The sequence below is a fragment of the Sphingopyxis sp. genome (assembly GCF_016793825.1).
GTDB lineage: Bacteria > Pseudomonadota > Alphaproteobacteria > Sphingomonadales > Sphingomonadaceae > Sphingopyxis.
This window is the reverse complement of sequence record NZ_JAEULM010000044.1, coordinates 260,466-282,891: the sequence shown is the minus strand read 5'-3', so window position 1 is coordinate 282,891 and position 22,426 is coordinate 260,466. Positions and strand designations below refer to the sequence as shown.

The 22,426-nt window shown below is 64.6% G+C and carries 21 protein-coding genes; 11 read left to right on the top strand and 10 right to left on the bottom strand.

Translation table 11 applies throughout. From position 1 onward, the window contains the following. Window positions 1-2: 2 nt before the first annotated feature. Window positions 3-788, bottom strand: coding sequence for a uracil-DNA glycosylase family protein (locus JNM03_RS14260; RefSeq protein WP_294037564.1), 786 nt, complete (start codon window positions 786-788; stop codon window positions 3-5). Between the two features lie 120 nt (window positions 789-908). Between JNM03_RS14260 and JNM03_RS14255 the strand changes: the two genes are divergently transcribed. From JNM03_RS14255 to JNM03_RS14220, 8 genes are read left to right on the top strand one after another with little or no spacing between them, the layout of a single operon-like run. Further along, complete coding sequence (locus tag JNM03_RS14255; RefSeq protein WP_294037563.1) at window positions 909-2,564, top strand: electron transfer flavoprotein-ubiquinone oxidoreductase; 1,656 nt, start codon at window positions 909-911, stop codon at window positions 2,562-2,564. Between the two features lie 19 nt (window positions 2,565-2,583). Beyond that, a complete protein-coding gene (locus JNM03_RS14250; RefSeq protein ID WP_294037562.1) occupies window positions 2,584-4,221 on the top strand; it encodes a hypothetical protein in 1,638 nt (545 codons plus the stop codon). 8 nt (window positions 4,222-4,229) lie between these two features. Then, the gene (locus tag JNM03_RS14245) at window positions 4,230-5,069 is read left to right on the top strand and encodes a 4-(cytidine 5'-diphospho)-2-C-methyl-D-erythritol kinase (RefSeq protein WP_294037970.1); all 840 of its coding nucleotides are present in this window, start codon (window positions 4,230-4,232) and stop codon (window positions 5,067-5,069) included. Next, window positions 5,066-5,797 (top strand): N-formylglutamate amidohydrolase, encoded by a 732-nt coding sequence (locus JNM03_RS14240; protein ID WP_294037561.1) that lies wholly within the window; start codon window positions 5,066-5,068, stop codon window positions 5,795-5,797. Before JNM03_RS14245 ends, JNM03_RS14240 begins: the two co-directional genes overlap by 4 nt. Window positions 5,798-5,856: 59 nt before the next feature. Next, entirely contained in the window at window positions 5,857-7,716 is a 1,860-nt protein-coding gene (ilvD, locus tag JNM03_RS14235; RefSeq protein ID WP_294037558.1) for a dihydroxy-acid dehydratase, read from the top strand. A gap of 14 nt (window positions 7,717-7,730) precedes the next feature. Continuing rightward, complete coding sequence (locus JNM03_RS14230; RefSeq protein ID WP_294037557.1) at window positions 7,731-8,099, top strand: hypothetical protein; 369 nt, start codon at window positions 7,731-7,733, stop codon at window positions 8,097-8,099. A gap of 35 nt (window positions 8,100-8,134) precedes the next feature. Then, complete coding sequence (locus JNM03_RS14225; RefSeq protein WP_294037555.1) at window positions 8,135-9,493, top strand: NAD(P)H-hydrate epimerase; 1,359 nt, start codon at window positions 8,135-8,137, stop codon at window positions 9,491-9,493. Between the two features lies 1 nt (window position 9,494). Beyond that, complete coding sequence (locus JNM03_RS14220; protein WP_294037553.1) at window positions 9,495-10,694, top strand: class I SAM-dependent RNA methyltransferase; 1,200 nt, start codon at window positions 9,495-9,497, stop codon at window positions 10,692-10,694. On the opposite strand, the gene JNM03_RS14215 is transcribed toward JNM03_RS14220, so the two are convergent. The 9 genes from JNM03_RS14215 to JNM03_RS14175 form a co-directional block, all read right to left on the bottom strand. Next, window positions 10,695-11,129, bottom strand: coding sequence for an MAPEG family protein (locus tag JNM03_RS14215; protein ID WP_294037551.1), 435 nt, complete (start codon window positions 11,127-11,129; stop codon window positions 10,695-10,697). A gap of 36 nt (window positions 11,130-11,165) precedes the next feature. Beyond that, on the bottom strand, window positions 11,166-11,597 hold the full coding sequence (locus JNM03_RS14210) for an MAPEG family protein (protein ID WP_294037549.1): 432 nt from the start codon (window positions 11,595-11,597) through the stop codon (window positions 11,166-11,168). Between the two features lie 64 nt (window positions 11,598-11,661). Then, window positions 11,662-12,822: a CaiB/BaiF CoA-transferase family protein gene (locus JNM03_RS14205; RefSeq protein ID WP_294037547.1), complete on the bottom strand. Its 1,161-nt coding sequence runs from the start codon at window positions 12,820-12,822 to the stop codon at window positions 11,662-11,664. Window positions 12,823-12,966: 144 nt separating this feature from the next. Further along, window positions 12,967-14,757 carry a sulfatase-like hydrolase/transferase gene (locus JNM03_RS14200; protein ID WP_294037545.1) on the bottom strand — a complete coding sequence of 597 codons (1,791 nt, stop codon included), beginning with the start codon at window positions 14,755-14,757 and terminating at the stop codon, window positions 12,967-12,969. A 150-nt stretch (window positions 14,758-14,907) separates the two neighbouring features. Beyond that, entirely contained in the window at window positions 14,908-16,101 is a 1,194-nt protein-coding gene (locus JNM03_RS14195) for a type III PLP-dependent enzyme (protein ID WP_294037543.1), read from the bottom strand. Between the two features lie 189 nt (window positions 16,102-16,290). After that, the gene (locus tag JNM03_RS14190; RefSeq protein WP_294037542.1) at window positions 16,291-17,478 is read right to left on the bottom strand and encodes a carboxynorspermidine decarboxylase; all 1,188 of its coding nucleotides are present in this window, start codon (window positions 17,476-17,478) and stop codon (window positions 16,291-16,293) included. A gap of 83 nt (window positions 17,479-17,561) precedes the next feature. After that, the gene (locus tag JNM03_RS14185; protein WP_294037541.1) at window positions 17,562-18,563 is read right to left on the bottom strand and encodes a N(4)-(beta-N-acetylglucosaminyl)-L-asparaginase; all 1,002 of its coding nucleotides are present in this window, start codon (window positions 18,561-18,563) and stop codon (window positions 17,562-17,564) included. 39 nt (window positions 18,564-18,602) lie between these two features. Next, the gene (locus JNM03_RS14180; RefSeq protein WP_294037539.1) at window positions 18,603-18,953 is read right to left on the bottom strand and encodes a DMT family protein; all 351 of its coding nucleotides are present in this window, start codon (window positions 18,951-18,953) and stop codon (window positions 18,603-18,605) included. 51 nt (window positions 18,954-19,004) lie between these two features. After that, complete coding sequence (locus JNM03_RS14175; protein ID WP_294037537.1) at window positions 19,005-20,213, bottom strand: saccharopine dehydrogenase family protein; 1,209 nt, start codon at window positions 20,211-20,213, stop codon at window positions 19,005-19,007. Window positions 20,214-20,278: 65 nt separating this feature from the next. Here JNM03_RS14175 and JNM03_RS14170 point away from each other — a divergent pair, with 65 nt between their 5' ends. The 3 genes from JNM03_RS14170 to JNM03_RS14160 are packed head-to-tail and all read left to right on the top strand — an operon-like array spanning window position 20,279 to window position 22,414. Further along, a complete protein-coding gene (locus JNM03_RS14170) occupies window positions 20,279-21,268 on the top strand; it encodes a threonine/serine dehydratase (RefSeq protein ID WP_294037535.1) in 990 nt (329 codons plus the stop codon). 52 nt (window positions 21,269-21,320) lie between these two features. Then, window positions 21,321-21,776 carry a hypothetical protein gene (locus JNM03_RS14165; RefSeq protein WP_294037533.1) on the top strand — a complete coding sequence of 152 codons (456 nt, stop codon included), beginning with the start codon at window positions 21,321-21,323 and terminating at the stop codon, window positions 21,774-21,776. Between the two features lie 47 nt (window positions 21,777-21,823). Then, on the top strand, window positions 21,824-22,414 hold the full coding sequence (locus JNM03_RS14160) for a GNAT family N-acetyltransferase (RefSeq protein WP_294037531.1): 591 nt from the start codon (window positions 21,824-21,826) through the stop codon (window positions 22,412-22,414). The last annotated feature ends 12 nt before the right edge of the window (window positions 22,415-22,426 follow it).

Below are 22,426 nucleotides of genomic sequence, written 5' to 3'. Positions count from 1 at the left end.
TGTCAACGTCCCCGGTTGAGCAGTTTCAGGCTGTCCCACGCCGCGGCTTTCTGAGCCGGCCGGGCTAGCAACATCGCAGGGCTTGCGACTGCTACTGCCTCCATCTTGCCGCCATCTTGGTTAATATCGAGTAACTTTCCGCGCGCTTCGGCGAGTTGGGTGTTCGCGGTCATGCGGACGATGTCGCTGCCGATCAGCAAAAGTCGTCCGGGTCGGGCCAGGCGCAAATGGTGCCAGAGCAGCCGGTCGAGATCGGCGGCGGCATCGTCGTCGCAGCGGCCGCCCGGCGGGCGGGTAACGGCGAGGCTGGCGAGATAGCAATCGGCGCGCGCCATGCCGATGGCGCGCAGCATCGCGTCGAGAAGATTGCCGGCGGGGCCGGAAAACAGTTCGCCGTCGCGCTGGTCGTCGATTTCGGGCCAGGCTGTGAGCAGCATCAGCGGCGCCCCGGGGTTTCCGACCGGCAGAACGCGGCGCGCGTCCCACTGGCTGCCGGGAACATCGGAGCTTGCCGCGAGCCAGCCCTGAAAGGCGGTCCATTCGTCGGGAAAGACGGCCGGGCCCTTTGCCTTTGCCTCCACAGGCGGGCTCTGGCGTTGAAGCGCGGCGGGAAGCGGCGCGGGTTCGGGCTCGGCAATCGGCGACACACGCGGCCTTGCGGCGGCGTCATTGGCAACGGGCACCGCGAGCCATCCCGCCGGCGCTTCGCCGACAAGGGCCTCGACGCCGGCGAGTGACCACCAGTCGTGATAGCTTTCCGCAAGCAAAGCTGAATTTCGCCCACCCATGTGATTTGTTGAAACAGCCTGTTGACGGACACGTCAATTGGCGGGCATCGCAATTCGTGACAGAATGAGCGCGGGACACGATGAATGATCCCGCGTGGGGACGGCAGAAAGGGACTTGCGGTGAGCGAACGGGAATCGATGCCCTATGACGTCGTGATCGTCGGGGCAGGGCCGGCGGGGCTTTCGGCGGCGATCCGGCTGAAGCAGATGGCGAATGAGGCGGGCAGCGAGTTGTCGGTCTGTATCCTCGAAAAAGGATCGGAGGTCGGCGCGCATATCCTGTCGGGTGCGGTGATCGATCCGAAATCGCTCGACGAACTTCTTCCCGACTGGCGGACGCAGGGCTGTCCGCTCGCCGAAGTGCCGGTCAACGACAACCAGCACTGGATGCTGACGAAAAAGAAAAAGTTCGGCATCCCGCACATCATCACGCCGCCCTTCATGCACAACAAGGGCACCTATACCGGCAGTCTTGGCAATTTGTGCCGTTGGCTGGCCGAACAGGCCGAGGGGCTGGGGGTGGAAATCTTCCCGGGCTTTGCGGCGGCCGAAATCCTTTATAACGAAGATGGGTCGGTGAAGGGCGTTGCGACCGGCGACATGGGCATTGCGCGCGACGGCAGCCACAAGGGCGACTATGCGCCGGGGCTTGAACTGCACGCGAAATATACCTTCTTTGCCGAAGGCGTGCGCGGGCACCTCACCAAAATGTTGAAGCCGCAATTTGCGCTCGACGCCGACAGCGAGCCGCAGGTCTATGGCATCGGCGTCAAGGAATTGTGGGACATCAAGGCCGACAATCACGCCCAGGGCCGCGTCATTCACACGCAGGGCTGGCCGCTCGATGAAAATGCCAATGGTGGCGGTTTTCTCTATCATCAGGCGAACGGGCAGGTGGCCTTGGGCTTCGTGACCTGGCTCAACTATCGCAACCCGCACATCTCCCCGTTCCAGGAGATGCAGAAGTGGAAAACCCACCCCGAGATCGCGAAGATTCTGAAAGGCGGCAAGCGCGTCTCCTATGGCGCCCGCGCGATCAGCGACGGCGGTTATCAGTCGGTGCCGAAGCTGGTCTTTCCGGGCGGCGCGCTGATCGGCGATACCGCCGGCTTTCTGAACGTCCCGCGCATCAAGGGGACGCACACCGCCATGAAGTCGGGCATGATGGCGGCCGAGGCGGCTTTCGCCGCGGTTGGCGCGGGCCGCGAGGGTGATGTGCTGACCGCTTATCATGACGCCTATGACGAAAGCTGGGTGAAGAAAGAACTGGGCGTCGTCCGCAACGTGCTGCCGATGGTCGAGAAGTTCGGCGATATTGCCGGGACAATCCTGGGGGCCACGACGATGTGGCTGGAGAATTTCGGCATCCGCATGCCCTTCACGATGAAGCATCACCCCGACAACACAACGCTCTATCGCGCCGACATGATGCCGAAGCCGAGTTATCCGAAACCCGATGGCGTGCTGACGTTCGATCGCCTGTCTTCGGTGTTCCTGTCGAACACCAATCATGAAGAAGACCAGCCGGTCCACCTGCAGTTGAAAGACCCGTCGATCCCCGTCGAATATAATCTGCCGGTGTATGACGAGCCTGCGCAACGCTATTGCCCCGCCGGCGTTTATGAAATCGTCGGGCAGGATGAAGGTGACCCGAAGCTGGTGATTAACGCGCAGAATTGCGTCCATTGCAAGACGTGCGACATCAAGGACCCGACCCAGAATATCAACTGGGTCACTCCCGAAGGCGGCGGAGGCCCCAATTACCCGAACATGTAAGCCCGTCCGCCTTTTCCTGATGGCCGGCGCGCTGGCCGGCGCCGGGCCGGCGACGGCGGCAAGCGGCGACGGGGGGGCGGCCGTCGATGCGCTGGTGCGGGCGCGGCTGGCCGAAGAGGCCGGTAATCCGGCGGCGGCGCTGGCCGCGCTGACCCATGTCGCAAGCGAGGCGCCGACCCTGCCGGGACTGCGCGGGCGGATGCTGGAGCAGGCGATTCAGGCCGGCGACCTGGTCGCGGCGCGCAGCGCGGCGGGGCAGTTGTGGAATGCCGGCGACCGGCGGTTCGATGCGCAACTGGTGATGCTGGTCGATGCGATGCGCCGGTCGGACTGGAAGGCAGCGCGGGAGTATATTGGCGGACGGTCGGACAAGGCGGGCGGCGACGCCATTGCGAAGCTGATCCAGCCGGCGTTCAATAGCTGGATCGACGTCGGCGCGCGCGAGGCGGCGCCGGAGCGCCATCTCGTAGCTGCAGCGGGCCGGGCAAGACCGGAACCCGCGCTCGCTCTCGAGGCGGCGATCGTTCAGGCGGCGGCGAAGCGTCCCGCCGATGCGGCAACGCTGGCGACGGCGACGGTGCTGTCCGATCGAACAAGTCAGCTTGTCGCGCTGCGTCTTGCCGCGACGCTGGAGGCGGGCGGCGAGATGGACGCCGCGAGGGCGCTGCGCGGACGGATCGCGCTTGCCGCCAGCGGACGCGAGGATCCGGTGCTGCTGCTGTCCGACCAGCCGATTTCGACACCCCGCGGGGGAATGGCCCATTGGCTTGGCTTGCTTGCCGACGGGCTGGCTCGGGCGCCGAACAGCAGCCCAAAGCTGCCCATGTTGTTTGCGCGCGCCGCCTTCTGGCTCGACGACAAGGATTGGACGGTGCGGTCGGCGCTGGTCGAAGCGCTCGATCGCAACGGGCAGCGGAGCGACGCTGTGGCGCTGGTGACCGGCCAGCGATCGATGCCGGCGGCGCTGCGGATGCGCCGCGCCGAATTCCTGGCCGATGCCGGCGATTTTGTGGGCGCGACACGCGAGGCCGACGCGGCCGTGGCCGGGGGTAGCACGGCGCGCAGCCTGCTGGTCCGCTTTGCAGATATCGCGCGGCGTGCCGATGATCGGCCGGCCGCAGCGCGCGCCTATGCCGGGATCGAAGCGTCGCTGGGCAGCGATGCGGCAGACCAGCGGCTTCGCGGCAGCCTGCTGATCGCGCGCGCCGAGCTTTTGCTGCAGGCGGACGATTGGGACGGCGCGAAGGCGCTGATGGAGCAGGCGCTCGCGATCTCTCCCAACGATCCGACGGTCCTGAATTTTGCGGGATATTCGGCCATCGAACGGCGCAAGGACATCAAGCAATCGCTCGGGCGGATCGAAGCGGCATGGAAGGCCGAGCCCCAAAGTGCGAGCATCACCGATTCGCTCGGCTGGGCCTATTTCCTGACCGGACGGAGCGATGACGCCGTGTCGCTGCTTGAAGGGGCGCAGCGCGGCGATCCGAACAATGCCGTGATTGTCGAACATCTGGGCGATGCCTATTGGCAGGCTGGGCGCCGGTTTCAGGCGCGTTATACGTGGCGCGCGGCGGCGCTGCTGGCCGAGGCCGACATGGCGACGCGCATCGATGCAAAGCTGCGCGACGGGTTGACGCCAGCGACGACGGCGCCCTGATGGCGGCGATGCGCGAGACGGGCTGGGCCAAGATCAACCTGGCGCTGCACATCCGTGCGCGACGGAGCGACGGCTATCACGCCATCGAAACGCTGTTCGCGTTCGTCGATGCCGGCGATGCGATCGAGGCCGAAGTGGCCGACCGCGATCATCTGGTCATCGATGGCGAGTTCGGCGGCGGACTGAGCGCCGGCGCCGACAATCTGGTTCTGCGGACATTGACGCTGCTGCGCGATCGTTACGGCGCGCCGCGCATTCCGCCGCTGGCGATCGGCCTGACCAAGCGCTTGCCGGTAGCGGCGGGAATTGGAGGCGGATCAGCCGATGCGGCCGCGATGGCGCGGCTCGTCCGGCGGCATTTCCTCCCCGAAGTGGGCAATGAGGCGCTGGCGCGGCTGGCGGGGTCGCTGGGCGCCGACATTGCCGCCTGCGTCGCGAGCGAGACCTGTCTGGGCGTCGGCGTCGGTGAGGAACTGAGCGCGGTTCCCGAACTGCTCCTGACGGGAACGCCGGTCCTGCTCGTCAATCCGCGCCAGCCGGTGGCCACCGGCCCCGTGTTCGCGGCGTGGGACGGCGTCGATCGCGGGCCGTTGTTCACGGGTGCGGACCTGCGAGCGCAATTGTTCGCGGCACGCAACGACCTGCAACGGCCCGCGGTCGCGCAATGTCCGGCGATCGTCGATGTACTGACCGAATTGGGGGCATTGAAACCGTGGCTCGCGCGGATGTCGGGTTCGGGAGCGACCTGCTTTGCGCTGTTCGACGCACCGGCCGAACGCGACGCGGCGGCGGCGATTCTTGCCGCACGCCATCCCGGTTGGTGGCAAATGGCGGGAACGCTGCGATGAGTGAGGCATGGCGGCAATTGGGAACGCCGCGGATCGGCGGCGTCCTGCTGATCGGCGATCATGCATCGGCACATGTGCCCGACGACATCGACCTCGGGATCGACCTGGCGTTGCTGCGCGAGCATATCGCGATCGATGTTGGCGTCGCCGAGGTGGCGGCGCTGTTGGTCGAAGCGGGCGCGGTGGATGCAGCGATCCTTGGCGGAGTTTCGCGGCTCGTTGTCGATTGCAATCGCGACGAGGAGGCGCTGGGGGCACTGCCGATCGTCAGCGACGGACATGCCATTCCGGGCAATGCCGTGGATCATAGCGGGCGCGAAGCACGAATGGCGCGATTCTTTCGCCCCTATCATGCGCATATCGCAGAGGCGATCGCGGCCCATCGGCCGGGGATGATCCTGTCACTGCACAGCTTCACCCCTGCGCTGGCCAGCGATCCGGAGCAACAACGGCCGTGGCATGTGGGGGTGCTGTATAATGAGGACGATCGGCTCGCGGCGCCAACGATTGCGGCGCTGGGCGCCGAAGGGCTGACGGTCGGTGATCAGCTTCCTTATTCGGGGAAGCTTCTCAACGCGACGATGAACCGGCATGCGGAGGGCAATGGCATCCCGTATATCGGAATCGAGATGCGGCAGGATCTGGTGCGCGACGCGGCGGGCCAGGCGCTGTTCGCCCAACGGCTTTCGCGCATGTGCAGCAAAGTTTCGTTGAATCTGGTAGAGTAGGCGTGTAGAGGCGCGTTTCTTCGTCTATTTTTGTAATAAAATTATCAGGATTGCTCTCAATGCCTTCATATCGTTCGCGAACCACCACTCATGGCCGCAACATGGCGGGCGCGCGCGGGCTTTGGCGCGCGACGGGGATGAAAGACAGTGACTTCGGCAAGCCGATCATCGCGGTCGTCAACAGCTTTACCCAGTTCGTGCCCGGTCATGTTCACCTGAAGGACCTCGGCCAGATGGTTGCGCGCGAGATCGAGGCCGCAGGCGGGGTCGCCAAGGAATTCAATACCATCGCGGTCGATGACGGAATCGCGATGGGGCATGACGGCATGCTGTATTCGCTGCCGTCGCGCGACCTGATCGCGGACAGCGTCGAATATATGGTCAACGCGCATTGTGCCGACGCGATGGTTTGCATCTCCAACTGCGACAAGATTACCCCGGGCATGCTGATGGCGGCGCTGCGCATCAACATTCCGGTCGTCTTCGTATCGGGTGGACCGATGGAAGCGGGCAAGGTCGTACTGAAGGGCAAGGAAGTCGCGCTCGACCTGGTGGACGCGATGGTCGCCGCCGCCGACGAAAAATACAGCGACGAGGAAGTGACCGCGATCGAGCGATCGGCCTGTCCGACGTGCGGATCCTGTTCGGGCATGTTCACCGCCAATTCGATGAACTGCCTGACCGAAGCGCTCGGCCTGTCGTTGCCCGGCAATGGATCGACGCTGGCGACCCACGCCGACCGCAAGGAGTTGTTCCTGCGGGCGGGTCGGATCGTCGTCGAAATGTGCCGTCGTCATTATGAGGAGGGCGACGACAGCGTCCTGCCGCGCAACATCGCGACCTTCGAGGCGTTCGAGAATGCGATGAGCCTCGATATCGCGATGGGCGGATCGACGAATACGGTGCTGCACCTGCTCGCCGCCGCCCATGAAGCCGGGGTCGATTTTACCATGGCCGACATCGACCGGCTGTCGCGCCGCGTGCCGTGTCTGTCGAAGGTCGCTCCGGCGAAGAGCGATGTCCATATGGAAGACGTTCACCGCGCGGGCGGGATCATGGCGATCCTCGGCGAACTGGAGCGCGCGGGACTGCTTCACGCGCACCTGCCGACCGTGCACAGCGCGACGCTGGGCGATGCGCTCAACAAATGGGACATCGCGCGGACCAACGATCCTGCCGTGCAGACATTCTTTCTGGCGGCGCCGGGCGGCGTTCCGACGCAGACGGCGTTCAGCCAGGACCGGCGATGGGATTCGCTCGACCTCGACCGCGAGGGCGGAGTAATCCGTTCCGCCGACCATGCCTTCAGCAAGGATGGAGGGCTTGCGGTCCTGTCGGGCAACATCGCGCTCGATGGCTGCATCGTGAAGACGGCTGGTGTCGATGATAGCATTCTGAAATTTTCGGGACCGGCCAAGGTTTATGAAAGCCAGGACGCGGCGGTGGCGGGCATCCTGACCGGACAGGTCGAGGCGGGCGACGTGGTGGTCATCCGTTACGAAGGGCCGAAGGGCGGGCCGGGAATGCAGGAAATGCTCTATCCGACAAGCTACCTCAAATCGAAAGGGCTGGGAGCGGCGTGCGCGCTGATTACCGACGGGCGTTTTTCGGGCGGGACGTCGGGCCTGTCGATCGGTCATGTCTCGCCCGAAGCGGCGGAGGGCGGTACGATCGGGCTGGTCGAGAATGGCGACCTGATCAATATCGATATCCCGGCGCGCACGATCACGCTGGCGCTGGCCGATTCGGAACTGGAAAGGCGCCGCGCGGCGATGGAAGCGAAAGGCGACGCCGCCTGGCAGCCGGCAAAAGCGCGCCCGCGCAAGGTTTCGGTGGCGCTTCAGGCCTATGCCGCGATGACGACCAGCGCTGCGCGCGGCGCGGTTCGCGACCTGTCGCAGTTGAAGGGCAAGGGATGATCAGGGCGGCGGCGATGATGGGGACAGCGTTGGTGCTCGCCGGCTGCGGCGGGCCTGACAACGGCAAGCTGGCCGAGGCCGAAGCGCGCGGATCGAAGGACGCGGCGGAGGACGGCCGGATCGAGTGCGCGCTGGAAGGCGCGAAACTGTTCGATCGCACCTGCACCGTCGAGGAAATGCGCGGCGCCGACGGGACGATCCTGATCGTCGGCAAGCAGGATGTCGGGTATCGACGGCTGCAGATCACCACCGACGGGCGCGGGGTGGTCTCCGCCGACGGAGCGCTGCCGGCTACGGTCACGATTATCGACGACGGTAAGATCGAGGTCGCGATCGGGCGCGACCGCTACCGCTTGCCCGCGAATACGGGCGGAACGAAGTAGCGCGACTTTTGCAGCGGGCGTGCTAGGTTTTGGGCATGGCTTTTCCCGCCGATGCCCCGATCCTGACCAGCGATGCGATGCGTGCGGCCGAGGCGGCCTGCGTGACATCGGGCGTTTCGCTTGGCGAACTGATGGACCGCGCGGGAGCGGCGGTGGCGGATGCGGCATGGCGCATGGCGGCCGGTGCACCGATTCTGGTCCTGTGCGGGCCGGGCAATAATGGCGGCGATGGCTATGTCGCGGCGCGCCAGCTGAAGGATCGCGGCGCGGCGGTTCGCGTGGCCGCTCTTGGACCTCCCACGACGATGTTGGCGAAGGCGGCGTGCGCGACATGGAGCGGGGCAGTCGAGGCGATCGATGCGGCCTTGCAGCCGGCGCCGGTCATCGTCGACGCGCTGTTCGGAGTCGGGCTGACGCGGCCGCTGGCTGATGACCTGGTGCAGCGGCTCGGCAGATTGGCCGACCGGCGCGTTCTGGCCGTCGATGTACCAAGCGGTGTGGATGCCGACGGCCATCACCCGTGGGCGCCGCCGCTACGCGCCGATGTCACGGTCGCGCTGGGTGCGCTGAAGCCCGCGCATGTCCTGCTTCCGGCGGCGCAACATTGCGGTCGACTGATCATCGCCGGCATCGGTATCCGAGCGGACAGGACGCTGCGGAGCCTGCCCGTGGCGACCGCCTCGCGGCCGGGCGCGCTGTCGCACAAGTTCAATCGCGGGATGATGCTGGTCAGGGCTGGGCCGATGCCCGGCGCGGCTGGCCTGGCGGCGGGGGCGGGGCTTCGCGCCGGGGCCGGCTATGTCGTGCTGAGCGGCGGAGGCGCGGGGCCGTTTCTGGCGATCATTTCCGAGGCGGATGCGAACTATGCCGCGCGACTGGCGGATAGGCGGCTCGGCGCTGTGGTCATCGGGCCGGGCTATCCGGCCGCTGACGCGCTCGCCCGCGATGTCGCGGCGGCACTGGCGGCAGAAAAGCCGGTCGTGCTCGATGCCGCCGCGATCGACGCCGCCTTGCCGCGCTTGCGGACGCTTCGTGGCGCGGCGCCGGCGATCCTGACGCCGCACGAGGGGGAGTTTGTCCGGGCCTTTCCCAACCTTTCCGGCAACAAGATCGATCGCGCGCGCGCCGCCGCGAGCGATGCCGGCGCGATCCTGATATACAAGGGCGCCGATACCGTGATTGCCGCGCCCGATGGCCGCGTCGTCGCGGCCTGGCCGGGGTCGCCCTGCCTTGCGACGGCGGGGACGGGCGACGTGCTGGCCGGAGCGTGCGGTGCGATGCTCGCACAGGGCGGCGACCCTTTCGATGCTGCTGTTGCTGCCGTGGGCTGGCATATTGCGCGCGCCGCGCATATAGGCCCCGGCCTTGTCGCCGACGATCTGGTTAGGGAATGAAATGACGGAAGCCGCGCTGATCGAGCGCATCGCCGCGCGCGGTGACGGCGTGACCGGCGATGGTCGTTATGTGGCGGGCGGCGTTCCGGGCGACCGCGTGCGCGCGGACGGAATTCTCATTCCCGGCCCCAACCGCTCGGAACCCGTCTGCCGACATTTCGGCAAATGCGGCGGTTGTCAGTTACAGCATGTCGCCGAAGGCGCGCTGGCCGATTTCGTTCGCGACAGGGTGGCCGGCGCGTTGGAAGGGCAGGAACTGGCCGGGGGAGAGGTTCTTCCCGCGTTGCTTTCACCGCCGCAGAGTCGCCGCCGTGCGACGCTGACGGCGCTGAAGATCGGCAGGCAGGTCGCGCTGGGGTTCAACGCGGCGCAGAGCAACCAGATCGTCGATATGCGGATGTGTCCGCTGCTGCTGCCCGACCTGTTCGCGCTCGTCGCGCCCATCCGCTCCCTGCTCGATATGATCGCGCCGCAGCGCCGTCCGGTGAAGATCAAGCTTCAGATGCTGGATCAGGGCATCGAAGTGATTCTGGAAGGCGTGAAGGCCGAAGGGCTGGACGCCGCGATGGCCTTGCAGGATTTCGCGGGCGACCACGCGCTTGCGCGCCTCGCTATCGACCAGGGCGACGGGCTTGAGACCATGTGGCAACCGGAGCCGCCGACGATATGCTTTGGCGGAATCTCGGTCGAGCTTCCCCCGTTCGCCTTTCTGCAAGCGACGGCCACCGGGCAGGCGACGCTTGTCGAAGCCGTGCGTCGCGCGATCGGCGAAGCCCCGGCGGTCGCCGATCTGTTCGCCGGTGTCGGCACCTTTGCCTTGTCGGTGCAGGCGGGACGAAAAGTTTATGCCGCCGAGGGCGCGCGCGACGCGATCGCGGCGCTGATGGCGGCGGCCAACCGCGCGCGGGCATTGGTCGCGACGGAACATCGGGATCTGTTTCGCCGGCCGCTGGTGCCGACCGAACTCGACCGCTTTGGCGCTGTGATCCTCGATCCGCCGCGCGCCGGTGCCGAGGAGCAGGTCAAGCAGATCGCGGCATCGAACGTGCCGGCCATTGCATATGTGAGCTGCAATCCCGCCAGCTTTGCGCGCGATGCGAAAATCCTTGTCGCGGGCGGCTATCGGCTGGATTGGGTACAGCCGGTCGGCCAGTTCCGCTGGTCTACCCATGTGGAACTGGCCGCGCGGTTCAGTCGCTGATCAGTGCAGCACGAAGCCGATGAAGGCGTGCAGGCACAGCGCGATGAGCGCGAGGCTCGCGAGCGCGAAGACAGCGAAACGCCACATCACGCGGTTCACGGTGGCCTGGATCAGGCTGTGCAGGATGCGTAGCCCGACATAGGCCCAAGCAAGCTGCGCGTTAAGCCCGCCACCCATGCCGCCGACGGCGAGCGCCAGTGCGACGGCGTAGAAGACCGTCGGTTGTTCCATAAGGTGGTTATAGTTGTGGGCCTTCCACTGAACTTCGGCGGGCAGGACTTCGTCGAGGCCGCGTCCCGTCGTCCCGACGAGATTTTTCGCGTCGATCTTTGCACGCTGCATCGCCGGGATACGTGTCGCGTACATCCAGATCCACATCACCATCGACCATAGCGCAAGTGTTGCGACGGGCCCCAATATCGCATTCGTTTCCATTTTCTCTCTCCCTCCCTTAATTCCTCAACTAACCCCTCAACCCAAAGTCGCGATGACGGCCAGCAGCGACAGCGCCAGCAGGCACAATGTCGCGAGCGAAAAGATCGCGAAGCGCACCGGAATGCGATTGACCGTCGACTGCCAAAGACTGTGGACGATGCGCAGCACGACGTAAGCCCAGGCGAGACCGCGCGTCAGATCGGTGCTGCCGCCTGAAAGCTGGAGAAAAACAATAACGGCATAGAAGATCGTCGGCTGTTCCAGCAGGTGCGTATAATTATGCGATTTCCAATTGGTTTCGGGCGGAAGAATGGTCTCCAGATTGACCCCGCGCCCGCCGGGAGGCGCCTCCTTGAGGTCGATACCGGCCTTTGCAAGCGCCCTGAAGCGCGTCACCCCAGTCCAGATCAGCATGACAAGCGTCCACAGGACGAGGATTGCGCCGGGCGCAAGCAAACTGTTCGACATATCGCTCCCCTTTATTATTTGCGATCATGCTAGGGCAGTTTGTCGGCAATGCAATCGGCGACGTTCAATTGCGCCGGGCAGCCAGTTCAGCGCGGATTGCGGCGCCGTCGCCGTCGATCCGGGGTGCAAAGCCAAGATCGCCTTCTGTGGCAGCACCGTATCTTACCGGGGGGCGCATCTCGACGTATCCAGCGACATCAGGATGCTCGCGGCGGCGGAAGAAGCCGGTGGCGGTCAGGTGCGGGTCGTCCCGGATATCCTCCAGGTCGCGCGCGACCATGGCGGGAATGTCGTTCGCAGCAAAAATTGCGAGCCATTCGGCACTGGTTTTTGCCGGAGTCTTACGCGCGATCTCGGCATATATCAGGGACATATGCCGGCCTTCGGCCTTGGCCGCCTCATACTCGGGGGAAAGCAGCAGCTCTTCGCTGCCAAGCAAGCCCAGCAGGCGCGCGGTCGACTCGGGGGTGTAGGGGACGATGGCGAGATAACCATCGGCACTGGGGAAGGGTTGGCGTGCCGGATCGAGCTGCCGCGGATAGCCGGCCGGCCCGATCGCGGGGTCGAGCGTCGCGTCGCGCAGATGTTCGGTCAGCATGAAGGCCGTGAAGCATTCGAACATCGGCACGGCGACCTCTTGTCCTTCGCCGGTGCGGAGCTTGTGAACGAGTGCAGCCAGGATCGCCTGCGCTCCGAAATGACCGGCAACCTTGTCGGCGATCAGCGACGGAAAGTAGCGCGGCCGGGGATTCCCGTCCGCACGCGGAAGCAGGCTTGTCGTCCCGCTCGCGGCCTGGATCACATCGTCATAGGCCTGCAGGTCGGCATAGGGGCCGTCCTGGCCGAAGCCGGTGCCGTGGACATAGATGATATCGGGCTTCAGTGCCTTGCAGCTTGCATAGTCGAAACCGAGCCGCGCCATCGCCTTGCCACGGATATTGTGGAAGAAGACGTCGCCGGTCGCGATCAATTCGCGGAGGATAGCGGCATCCTCGGGCTTCTTGAGATCGAGCGCGATCGATCGCTTGCCGCGATTGACGGTCAGATGGATCGATCCCATCGTCGGGTCGGGATTGCCGGTGCCGAGATAGCGCGAAACGTCACCAATGCCGGGCGTTTCGACCTTGATCACCTCCGCCCCCAGGTCGGCAAGCATCTGCGTTGCATAGGGGCCGAAGATGACCGTGGTCAGGTCGATGATCCGGATGCCGGAGAGCAAGGTCATGTGCCGAACACACGCGAAGCGATCATGATTTCAAGATCCAAGTCCCGTCCCTTCCTCTCGCTCGTCGTGCGAAGATAGAAGGATTGCGAAGTGAAACGGAAGCGCAAATGATCGACCATCGTGAAAAGATGCTGCGGCGCTGACCTATTGGTAATAGTCCCGGTAAACCTGCCCCAGCGCCTGTCGCAGGACGGGGTTGCTCAAGGCCAGCCGGAAAAATTCGTCGTCGGGGGTCGCGGCACGTCCGGCCGTGAGCTTTGACCCCGTGGCGGTGCTGAGACGGCAAAGATCGGTCTTGTCGCATGTCATCCGGTCGCGGCCGCGCGCGACGGCGATCGCAGCCTTGGTCCAGTGACGCCATTCGTTCGTCGATGTCGAATAGGTGACGCGGGTATCGGGAATGTCTCGCAACAGACTGTGGCCATCGTAAGCGAGACCTTCCTTGAGCTGACCGCCCAGAAGGTCGGCCAGAGTCGGCGCGATGTCGAGATTGGCGACCAGCTTGCCCGAATTGTCCGTCAGCGTCCCGAAATCCCTAGCCGAAAGGCTGGCGGGGGCCTTGATGAGGAAGATCGGCGAAAGTATGCCTTCGTCGAACGTATCCATGCGCATACGCGGCATTTTCAGCGTCGATGCATAGTCGAATTCGCCGTGGTCGCCCGCGATGATGATCAGCGTGTCATCCAGTCGTCCGGCTTTGCGAAGGCTGTCGAAGAGCAGCCGGAAGCCGCGCTCGGCGATATAGGCGGCACGCCCGCGCCGATCCTTGATATGAGAAGGCACGCCGAAGGCGCTGTCGGTCTGGAACGGCCAGTGCAGCGCTTGCGGATAGAGCGTCAGGAACAGCTTGCCGTCCGCTTTTTCGATGGCCTCGGCAGCGGTGCGATAGACGAAATGGTCGTCGACGGCGAGGTCGTTGACGAACGGCAGGCGGGAATATTCCGCGGTGATGATGTCGTCCATCTGCGCATCGCCGAAAAACGCGTCGAACCCTGCCCATTGCATCGTCGATGAGGTGATGAAGGCGGTTCGATATCCGCGAGCCGCCGCATATTGCGAGACGAACGGCAGCGCCTCGATCTTGGCGATGGGCTCATGCGCTCCGCTTCCGGTCAGGAGGGAGGGCACGCTGATGTCCGTGGCATTGCTGTTCGTTACGGCATTTTCGAAATCGATCCACCGGTCCACGCCGCTTTCCTCGGCGATGCTCTGGCTCAATAGCCGTTTGCCGTCGCTGGCGGGCGTGGATGCACCGGTGGACTCCATGATGACGAAAACGATCGTCTTGGGTTCGGCGCGCGGGGCGGCGGCCAAGGTGAAATGACCCGACCGGTCCGATCGGCCGAAATGGCGCAGCGGAGCTCGGGGTTCGTCGATCAGCGCGGCAATGCGCGGATCGGATGGGCCCGATGATGCGGTCGCCAGCGAGGCCGCGACATAGAATAGCGGCAACAGTGCGAGAATGGTCAATCGGGCTCGTCCGCGATCGCGGAGACACCGCGAGAGTCCCATGCCGACAAAGACAGCGGTGGTCGCGAGCAGCCACACGGTGACGGGAACATAGGACGCGGCATATCCCGCAAGCGCCGCCATCGAGGCGTTGCCGGCGGTCACCGGAAGGTAGCGATAGAGCTCAAGAAACGGCGAATCGAAGAACCGCATCGTCGTCAGGTCGGCGGCGAGGAATACCGCCAGCGCGAGGCCGGCGACGATAGAAATCGCCGAGGCGAGACGCCTGCTAGCGGAAACCGGCGGCAGCACAAGAATGATGTAACTGTATGCAAGAATGTAGAGATAATGCTTTAGCAACGGCCCCGGTTCGTTCGAGCCGCCACCAGCCACCAGCGACCATGACAGCGCGACAAGCGCGACAATCGTCACTGCGATAAGGATATCGCGCAGGCCGCCCTGTCCCACAAGCTTTGGAATCCGCACAATCACCCTCGCCCAGATGCGCGCCGTGTGTGCCAGAGTTGCGATAAGAAAGGATTAACCAAGTCCTTCGTGGGATCGCTCCAATATTCGCGCAGGAAAAAGGGCTGGTCGCATCGCTGCGCCAGCCCTTTGTCTCGATATGCGTGCCGTTCAGAAGAGCTTGGTCACCGTGGCGCTGCGGCGCTCGGGTTCGGCGGCTCCGGTATAAAGGCTCGCCATCGGCTCGTCGCTGACGACGTGGATTTCCTCCGCGCCGAAGCCGTTGAATTTGGTTCGCATCGCGCAGCCATAGGCGCCGAGCAGGCCAATCTCGATGAAATCGCCGGCCTTGACGTCCGCAGGCAGAAAGAACGGGCCATTCATATGGTCGAGATCGTCGCATGTCGGGCCATAGAAGCTGAACGGCACCATTTCGGCGTCGCTCTGCGGCTCGCGTAGCAGCGCCACCGGAAAACGCCAGCCGACGTGCGCCGCGTCGAACAGCGCGCCGTATGCGCCGTCGTTGATGTACAGCTCGTCGCCTCGACGTTTTTCGACGCGAACGATCAGCGAGCTGTATTCCGCCGACAACGCGCGGCCCGGTTCGCACCAGAGTTCAGCCGAATAGCTGATCGGCAGGCTTTCGAAGCTGCGGTGGATCGTTTCAAAATAGGCGTCGAGCGGCGGAGGTTCCATGCCCGGATAGGTCGAGGGAAAGCCGCCGCCGACATCGACGATGTCGACGGTCACCGCCGCCGCGACGATCGCCGTGCGGACACGTTCCATCGCCTGGGCGTACGCATGGGGCGTCATCGCCTGGCTCCCGACGTGGAAGCAGATGCCGAGCGCGTCGGCGGCCTGGCGGGTTGCCATCAGCAATTCGGCGACCTCCTCGGGCTCGGCGCCGAACTTTGCGGCGAGGCTGAGCTTCGAATGGTCCGAAGAAACGCGCAGGCGCACGAGCAGATTGAGATCGGCAGCGCTCTCGGTCGCCCGGACGATCTTTTCGAGCTCCTCCATGGTGTCGAGCGAGAAGGTCCGGACGCCATGTTTCCAATAGGCTTCGGAAATGGCTTCCTCCGCCTTGACCGGATGCATGAAGCAGAGCGTCGCCTTCGGCAGCGTCCGCGCCACGAGCCGGACCTCGGCGATCGAGGCGACGTCGTAATGGGTGACGCCCGAATCCCACAGCACGCGCAGAAGGTCAGGCGACGGATTCGCCTTGACCGCATACATGGTCGTGCCGGGAAACCGGTCGATGAAGAAACGCGCCGCGCGCGCCGCAGCGTGCGGACGGACAAGCGTAACAGGTTCGACCGGCGAAAGTGCCTGAATCAGCCCGTGGGCGCTATGATGCTGGTGCAACTCAAGGGACCCCCAAAAATAACGTTCAACACAAAGGCTGCCTTGCGGTTATTGGAAGTCCCCCTGGGGCAGCGGAGGGCGATATATGGGCGGGGGTCCCCCCTGTAAAGACCCTATAGCGCAATTTTGTAACAGCGATGCGATGGACGCGCCGAGACGGGGTCGGCGCAGGACAAATGGGTCCTGCCCTTAGCTCAGCCGCGTCTTGAAATCTTCATATCCGAATTCGCGGATCAGCCTCAATTCGTCGGTTTCGCTGTCCCACAGCCAGATGGACGGCAACGGCACGCCGTTGAAGCTATTGGTCTTCACCATCGAATAATGCGCCTGGTCGAGGAAGGCGAAGCGCTGGCCGATGCGGGCGCCTCCGGGCAGCCGATAGTCGCCGATCACGTCGCCGGCGAGGCACGACGGACCGCCGAGGCGCGTCACCATGCCGTCGCTGCCTTCGTCCAGCATCGCCGGGCGATAGGGCGCTTCGATCACGTCGGGCATATGGCAGGTTGCGGAGATGTCGGTGATCCCGATCGGCATGCCATTGTCGAAGAGGTCGAGTACTTCGCCGACGAGGATGCCGGCGTCGAGCGCGATCGCTTCGCCCGGTTCGATCATCACGTCACAATTCGTCGCGGCCCGCACCTGCTTCAGAAACGCGATCAGATCGTCGATCTGGTAGTCCGCGCGGGTCACATGGTGCCCGCCGCCGAAGTTGATCCATTTGAGCTGGGCGAAGAAGGGGCGCAGCATCGGTTGCACCGCCAACCAGGTGCGTTCGAGCGGCGGGAAATCCTGTTCGCACAGGCTGTGCATATGCACGCCATCGACGCCTTCCATATGTTCGGGAAGAAGCTGGCTGATCGGAAAGCCCAGCCGGCTGCACGGCGCGGCGGGGTCGTACTTCGGCACCTCTCCTTCGCTGTGCATCGGGTTGATGCGCAGCCCGACGTCGAACTGCACACCCTGGGTGCGCAGGTCGTCCAGTAGCGGCCGGAAGCGCGCGATCTGGCCGGGCGAATTGAAGATCAGATGGTCCGACAGGCGAGCAATCTCGGGAAGGTCGGCCTCCTTGTAACCGGCGCAATAGGTGGCGACTTCGCGGTCGCCGGCGGGCCCTGTATATTCCTCGCGTCCCAGCCTTGCTTCGTACAGCCCGGACGCGCAGACCCCGTCGAGATAGGAAGCGACCGTCGGTCCCAGCGACCACATCGAAAAGGCCTTGAGCGCCGCCAGAACGCGTGCGCCCGAAGCATCGCCGATATGTCGCAGCACCGACAGGTTGGCGCGCACCTTTGCCGCGTCGATGACGAACGCGGGCGAGGGGACGCGGGTCAGGTCGAAGCGGGCAAAGGCTCCGGGATCGCCGGCTCTGGTTTCCATGGGGCGCGCCTCTAGAGTTATTCGGTGACGGATGAAAGCGGGTTGGCTTCGTCGGCCCTAATTGCGGAGGCGCGCCACGCTTTTCAAGACACTGGGACGGTGACGTTCCCCGTGGCTGTTTGCACCGAATAGCTGAAGGGCGTGTCAGCCCACCCCGTCTTGGCTCCACCGTGCACGCCGTCACGGCGGATGACGGCGATCCCGCCATCGATCTGGTAGCCGGCATCCACGATCCGTTGGATTGTCGCCTCTGCGGCCGCCTGCGGCTCCATCCCGCCGCGCATCAGCTCGACGACGTGATAGGTCGGCAGAAAACGCATCATCACGTCGCCATTGCCGGTCGCCACCGCGGCGCCCACCGCCTGATCGCAATAGGCACCGGCCCCGATGATGGGCGAATCGCCGACGCGCCCCGGGATCTTGAACTCGCGACCGTTGGTCGAACAGCCGACGCAAAGATTGCCCGCTGCATCCAGCGCAATGCTCCCGACCGTGTCGTGGCCGACGAGCTTGTCGGCGCTGGCGATCGGTTCGGGATCGAAGGCAGTGGTCTTGGCACCTGTGGCGGCCCACTTGTCCCAGGCCTGCTGCGACACCACACTGGTCAACGATGTCTCGGTAAACCCCATGCGCGCCGCAAAGCGCGTTGCATCGTCGCCAACGATCAGGCTGTGCTGGGTTTCCTCCATCACCTTGCGCGCGACCGAGATTGCCCGTTTGACGCGCTTGAGGCAGCCGACCGCGCCCGCATCGTGCGTCGGGCCCCACATGATCATCGCATCGAGCGTTGTTTCGCCGACCTCGTTCGGCACGCCGCCGGCGCCGACCCAATAATCGCCGAGCAGTTCGACGTGGTTGATCGCCGTCTCCACCGCGTCGATCGCCGAGGCGCCCGAGGCAAGCATCGGCCAGCCGATCGCGTTGGCGCCCGGGCCGAATTCCCATGTTGTCAGGATGAAGGGCTTTCCGGTTGCGATGGTCTTTGGCTTCGCCGGCTTCGCAGATGCCCGCGTCGCGCCCAGCGCCGCCAGTCCCGCCGCGCCGGCGCCGAAAGCGCGCCGAGAGATCTTGCTGCCATCGCCCATGCTCGTCCTCCTGCCGACCGCAGGCTAGCGGGCGCCGCTTCAGGCCGCAATCGGTCCCTTGAAGATGAAGAAGGCACCCGCCGCGATCAAGCCGAACCCAACGAGATGGTTCACGGTCAACTTCTCGCCGAGCCAGAAGACCGCGAACCCGGCGAATATGATCAGCGTGATCACTTCCTGCAGGGTCTTGAGTTCGGCGGCGCTGTAGACGCCGTAACCGATGCGGTTGGCGGGGATAACAAGGCAATATTCGAAGAAAGCGATCCCCCACGCGATCAGCACTGCAAGCCAGATCGGCCGCGACATGTCACCGAGTTGGCCGTACCATGCGAATGTCATGAAGATGTTCGACACGAACAGCAGGCCGATCGGCGCGAGATAAGCGGTCATCGAATGTCCTTTGCAGCGAGGGGGCCGACTTGCGCCGGCCCTGCGCAGCAATCAGAAATCGAGCGGGCCGTCCAGTTCCTTCACCTGCCAGGGGAGGCCGTGCCTGTTCAGCATGTCCATGAAGGGGTCGGGATCCATCTGTTCCATGTTGAACACCCCGTCGCCGGCCCAGGTGCCGGTAACCATCATCGCGGCGCCGATCATCGCCGGAACGCCTGTGGTGTAACTGACGGCCTGGTTGCCTGTTTCGGCATAGGCCTCTTCATGGTCGCAGATATTGTAGAGGTAGAGCGTCTTTTCCCGGCCATCCTTGCCGAGACCTGTCGCGATGACGCCGATGTTGGTCTTGCCCTTCGTGGTTTCGCCCAGGCTCGACGGTTCGGGAAGCACGGCCTTCAGGAACTGGAGCGGGATAATCTCCTGCCCTTCATAGATCACCGGGTCGATCCGCGTCATGCCGACATTCTGGAGGACGGTGAGGTGCGTGATATAGGCTTCGCCGAAGGTCATCCAGAAACGGATGCGGTTGATCTCTGGAAGATGGGTCTTCAGGCTTTCGATCTCCTCATGATACATGAGGTACATCGTCTTCGGGCCGACGGCTTCGAAATCGAACTGCTGTTTCACCGACATCGGCGGGGTTTCGACCCAGTCGCCGTTTTCCCAGTGACGCGCGACCGCGGTCACTTCGCGGATGTTGATTTCGGGGTTGAAGTTGGTCGCGAAATGCTGGCCGTGATCGCCGCCGTTGCAGTCCAGGATGTCGAGCGTGTCGATACGGTCGAAATGATGCTTTCTGAGCCAGGTCGTGAAGACGCTGGTCACGCCGGGGTCGAAGCCTGAACCGAGCAAGGCCATCAGTCCGGCCTGCTGAAAGCGGTCCTGATACGCCCACTGCCAGTGATATTCGAACTTCGCCTCGTCGCGCGGTTCGTAATTTGCGGTATCGAGGTAGTGCGCACCGGTCGACAGGCAGGCCTCCATGATCGTGAGATCCTGATAGGGGAGCGCGAGGTTCACGACATGCGTCGCGCCGATCTGACGGATGAGCGCGGCCGTCGCGTCGATATGGTCGGCGTCGACTTCGGTCGTGTTGATGGTGACGCCGGTGCGCGCCTTCACCGATTCGGCGATCGCATCGCATTTGAACTTGCGACGGCTGGCGAGGGTGATGTCCGGAAAGATGTCGGCGTTCATCGCCATCTTGTGCACCGCGACCGAACCGACGCCGCCTGCGCCGATCACCAGAACCTTGCTCATGAAAAATCTCCTGTCGCGCCCCTTATGGCGCTTGTGATCTATGCCGCGCCCTATAGGACGAAGCCATGACACAGCAAAGCCCCGAAGCCCTGCTCGATCCCGGCCGCGCGCCGACGCTTGCCGGTGTCGAACGCGCGGCAGCGAAAGTCGCTGCATTGTTGCCCCAAACGCCGTTGCTGCCGCTGGAAGTCGACGGCCGGACCATCTGGTGCAAGGCCGAATGCCTGCAGCCTGTCGGCGCCTTCAAGATTCGCGGGGCCTGGCATCGGCTCACCGACCTGACGCCTGAGCAGGCGAGCGCGGGGGTCGTTGGCGTTTCCAGTGGCAATCATGCGCAGGGCGTCGCCTGGGCGGCGAAACGGCTTGGCATCGGGGCGACGATCGTCATGCCCAGCAATGCGCCCGCGATGAAGCTGGCGGCGACGCGCGCGCTGGGGGCCGACGTGGTGTTGTACGACCGCGTCACCGAATCGCGCGATGCCGTGGCGGCGAAGCTGATCGCCGAACGCGGCGGGACGCTGGTCCATGCTTATGGAGACCCCTGGATCATCGAAGGGCAGGGAACCGCCGGTATCGAAGCGCAGGCACAGCTTGCCGCGCGGGGTATCGCGGGACCGGACCGGATCATCGCCTGCTGCGGCGGGGGCGGTCTTTCGGCGGGGCTCGCGCTCGCGTGCCCTTATGCCGATATCATCGCGGTAGAACCCGAAGGGTGGGACGATGTGACGCGCAGCCTTGCCGCAGGGCGCATCCTGTCGGTCGAGGATATGGCCTGGCCGACCGAATGCGATGCGCTTCAGACTCCCGAAACCTGGCCGATCAATTTTGCTGTGTTGCAGGCGCGGGGCGTTCGTGGGGTCGTGGTGACTCGCCGCGAGGTTCGCGACGCGATGCGAATGGCGTTCGAGAGGTTGCACCTCGTCATCGAGCCCGGCGGCGCCGCAGCGCTCGCGGCGGTCCTGGCCGGAAAGGTTGCGCTGACCGACGCGACGCTCGTCACCCTGTCGGGCGGTAACGTCGATCCGCTGAAATTCGCGGAGATCATTACCGAATAGGCAGCGGAAACTTATCCGACGCCAGGCGTTTGGACGGGGAAGGAGACGCAAGATGCAGAATGGCACGATATTGGCCGGCGCCGCGGCGTTGGCGTTGCTGGCAGGCTGCCAGAAAGCCGAGGCGCCTGCTCCGGCCGATACGACCACCACCGAAGTACCCGTCGAAACCGTACCGGCCGAAACTGCCGGAACGGGCGAAGCCGCCACCGACCCCGCCACGGCCCCGCACCGCTTTGCGAACTGGGTGGGCAAGTGGACGGGGGTCGAGGGCATGTATGTGACCATCGCCGCCGCCGCGCCCGGCAAATACAAGCTGGAGATGCAGTCGGACCTCGATACCAAGGGGACGTATGACGGCGAGGACAGCGAACATGGCATCAAGTTCAAACGCGGGACAGAGGAGTTGAGCCTGCGGCGCGGCAGCGGCGACGAGACCGGCCTCAAATATCTGGCGGGCAAGAAGGAATGCCTGATCGTGAAAAACGGTGAGGGCTATTGCCGCGATTAGTCGATGGACAGTCATTCGCGCCAAGTCGGGGTGGCGGGGGGTGAGGCATGAGTGACATCAAGAGCGGGGGCGTCGACAACAAGCCCGCGCTGGTCGAAACGCTGGCGCAGGCATTCCAGACCGATCCGGCGCTGTCGTGGATACTACCCGATCCGGCACATCGTTCCCGTGCGCTACGCAGCCTTTTTCGGGTTCTCGTGCCCGCGGACATGCGAGCGGGGATCGCGCTGCGGGCGGCAGGGGACGAGGCGGCGGCGCTGTGGCGCGCGCCGGGGCAGGCGCATAGCGGGACGCTGGAGTTCCTGCGTACCGTGGTCCCGCTGGTGGCGACCTTCGGCACCGCCTTGCCGCGCGGGTTGACAGTTCAGGCCGGCATCGACGCGCACCGGCCCAAGGGACGCTTCTGGTATCTGCATTACGTCGGCGTGCGGCCCGATCATCAGGGAAAAGGGCATGGCGGGCGGATCATCCGCGCGCAGACGGCGGTGGCTGACGATGAGAGGTTGCCGTGCTGGTTGGAAACCGCGACGCCTGAAAATGTCCCGCTGTACCAGCGGCTGGGGTTCGTCACGCAGGTCGAATGGGATGTGCCGCGCGGAGGCCCGCATTTCTGGGGTATGATGCGGCCGGCGGGATGACGCTGTGACCGG

Bases quoted from the DNA above. Each gene is read 5' to 3' on its own strand.
- JNM03_RS14225 (WP_294037555.1), top strand. From the start codon at position 8,135: ATGGCTTTTCCCGCCGATGCCCCGATCCTGACCAGCGATGCGATGCGT.
- JNM03_RS14165 (WP_294037533.1), top strand. From the start codon at position 21,321: ATGCAGAATGGCACGATATTGGCCGGCGCCGCGGCGTTGGCGTTGCTG.
- JNM03_RS14240 (WP_294037561.1), top strand. From the start codon at position 5,066: ATGAGTGAGGCATGGCGGCAATTGGGAACGCCGCGGATCGGCGGCGTC.
- JNM03_RS14185 (WP_294037541.1), bottom strand. From the start codon at position 18,563: ATGGGCGATGGCAGCAAGATCTCTCGGCGCGCTTTCGGCGCCGGCGCG.
- JNM03_RS14210 (WP_294037549.1), bottom strand. From the start codon at position 11,597: ATGTCGAACAGTTTGCTTGCGCCCGGCGCAATCCTCGTCCTGTGGACG.
- JNM03_RS14215 (WP_294037551.1), bottom strand. From the start codon at position 11,129: ATGGAAACGAATGCGATATTGGGGCCCGTCGCAACACTTGCGCTATGG.
- JNM03_RS14180 (WP_294037539.1), bottom strand. From the start codon at position 18,953: ATGACCGCTTATCTCGCGCCGATCGGCCTGCTGTTCGTGTCGAACATC.
- JNM03_RS14250 (WP_294037562.1), top strand. From the start codon at position 2,584: ATGGCCGGCGCGCTGGCCGGCGCCGGGCCGGCGACGGCGGCAAGCGGC.
- JNM03_RS14260 (WP_294037564.1), bottom strand. From the start codon at position 788: ATGGGTGGGCGAAATTCAGCTTTGCTTGCGGAAAGCTATCACGACTGG.
- JNM03_RS14160 (WP_294037531.1), top strand. From the start codon at position 21,824: ATGAGTGACATCAAGAGCGGGGGCGTCGACAACAAGCCCGCGCTGGTC.
- ilvD (WP_294037558.1), top strand. From the start codon at position 5,857: ATGCCTTCATATCGTTCGCGAACCACCACTCATGGCCGCAACATGGCG.
- JNM03_RS14205 (WP_294037547.1), bottom strand. From the start codon at position 12,822: ATGACCTTGCTCTCCGGCATCCGGATCATCGACCTGACCACGGTCATC.
- JNM03_RS14220 (WP_294037553.1), top strand. From the start codon at position 9,495: ATGACGGAAGCCGCGCTGATCGAGCGCATCGCCGCGCGCGGTGACGGC.
- JNM03_RS14245 (WP_294037970.1), top strand. From the start codon at position 4,230: ATGCGCGAGACGGGCTGGGCCAAGATCAACCTGGCGCTGCACATCCGT.
- JNM03_RS14175 (WP_294037537.1), bottom strand. From the start codon at position 20,213: ATGAGCAAGGTTCTGGTGATCGGCGCAGGCGGCGTCGGTTCGGTCGCG.
- JNM03_RS14170 (WP_294037535.1), top strand. From the start codon at position 20,279: ATGACACAGCAAAGCCCCGAAGCCCTGCTCGATCCCGGCCGCGCGCCG.
- JNM03_RS14230 (WP_294037557.1), top strand. From the start codon at position 7,731: ATGATGGGGACAGCGTTGGTGCTCGCCGGCTGCGGCGGGCCTGACAAC.
- JNM03_RS14190 (WP_294037542.1), bottom strand. From the start codon at position 17,478: ATGGAAACCAGAGCCGGCGATCCCGGAGCCTTTGCCCGCTTCGACCTG.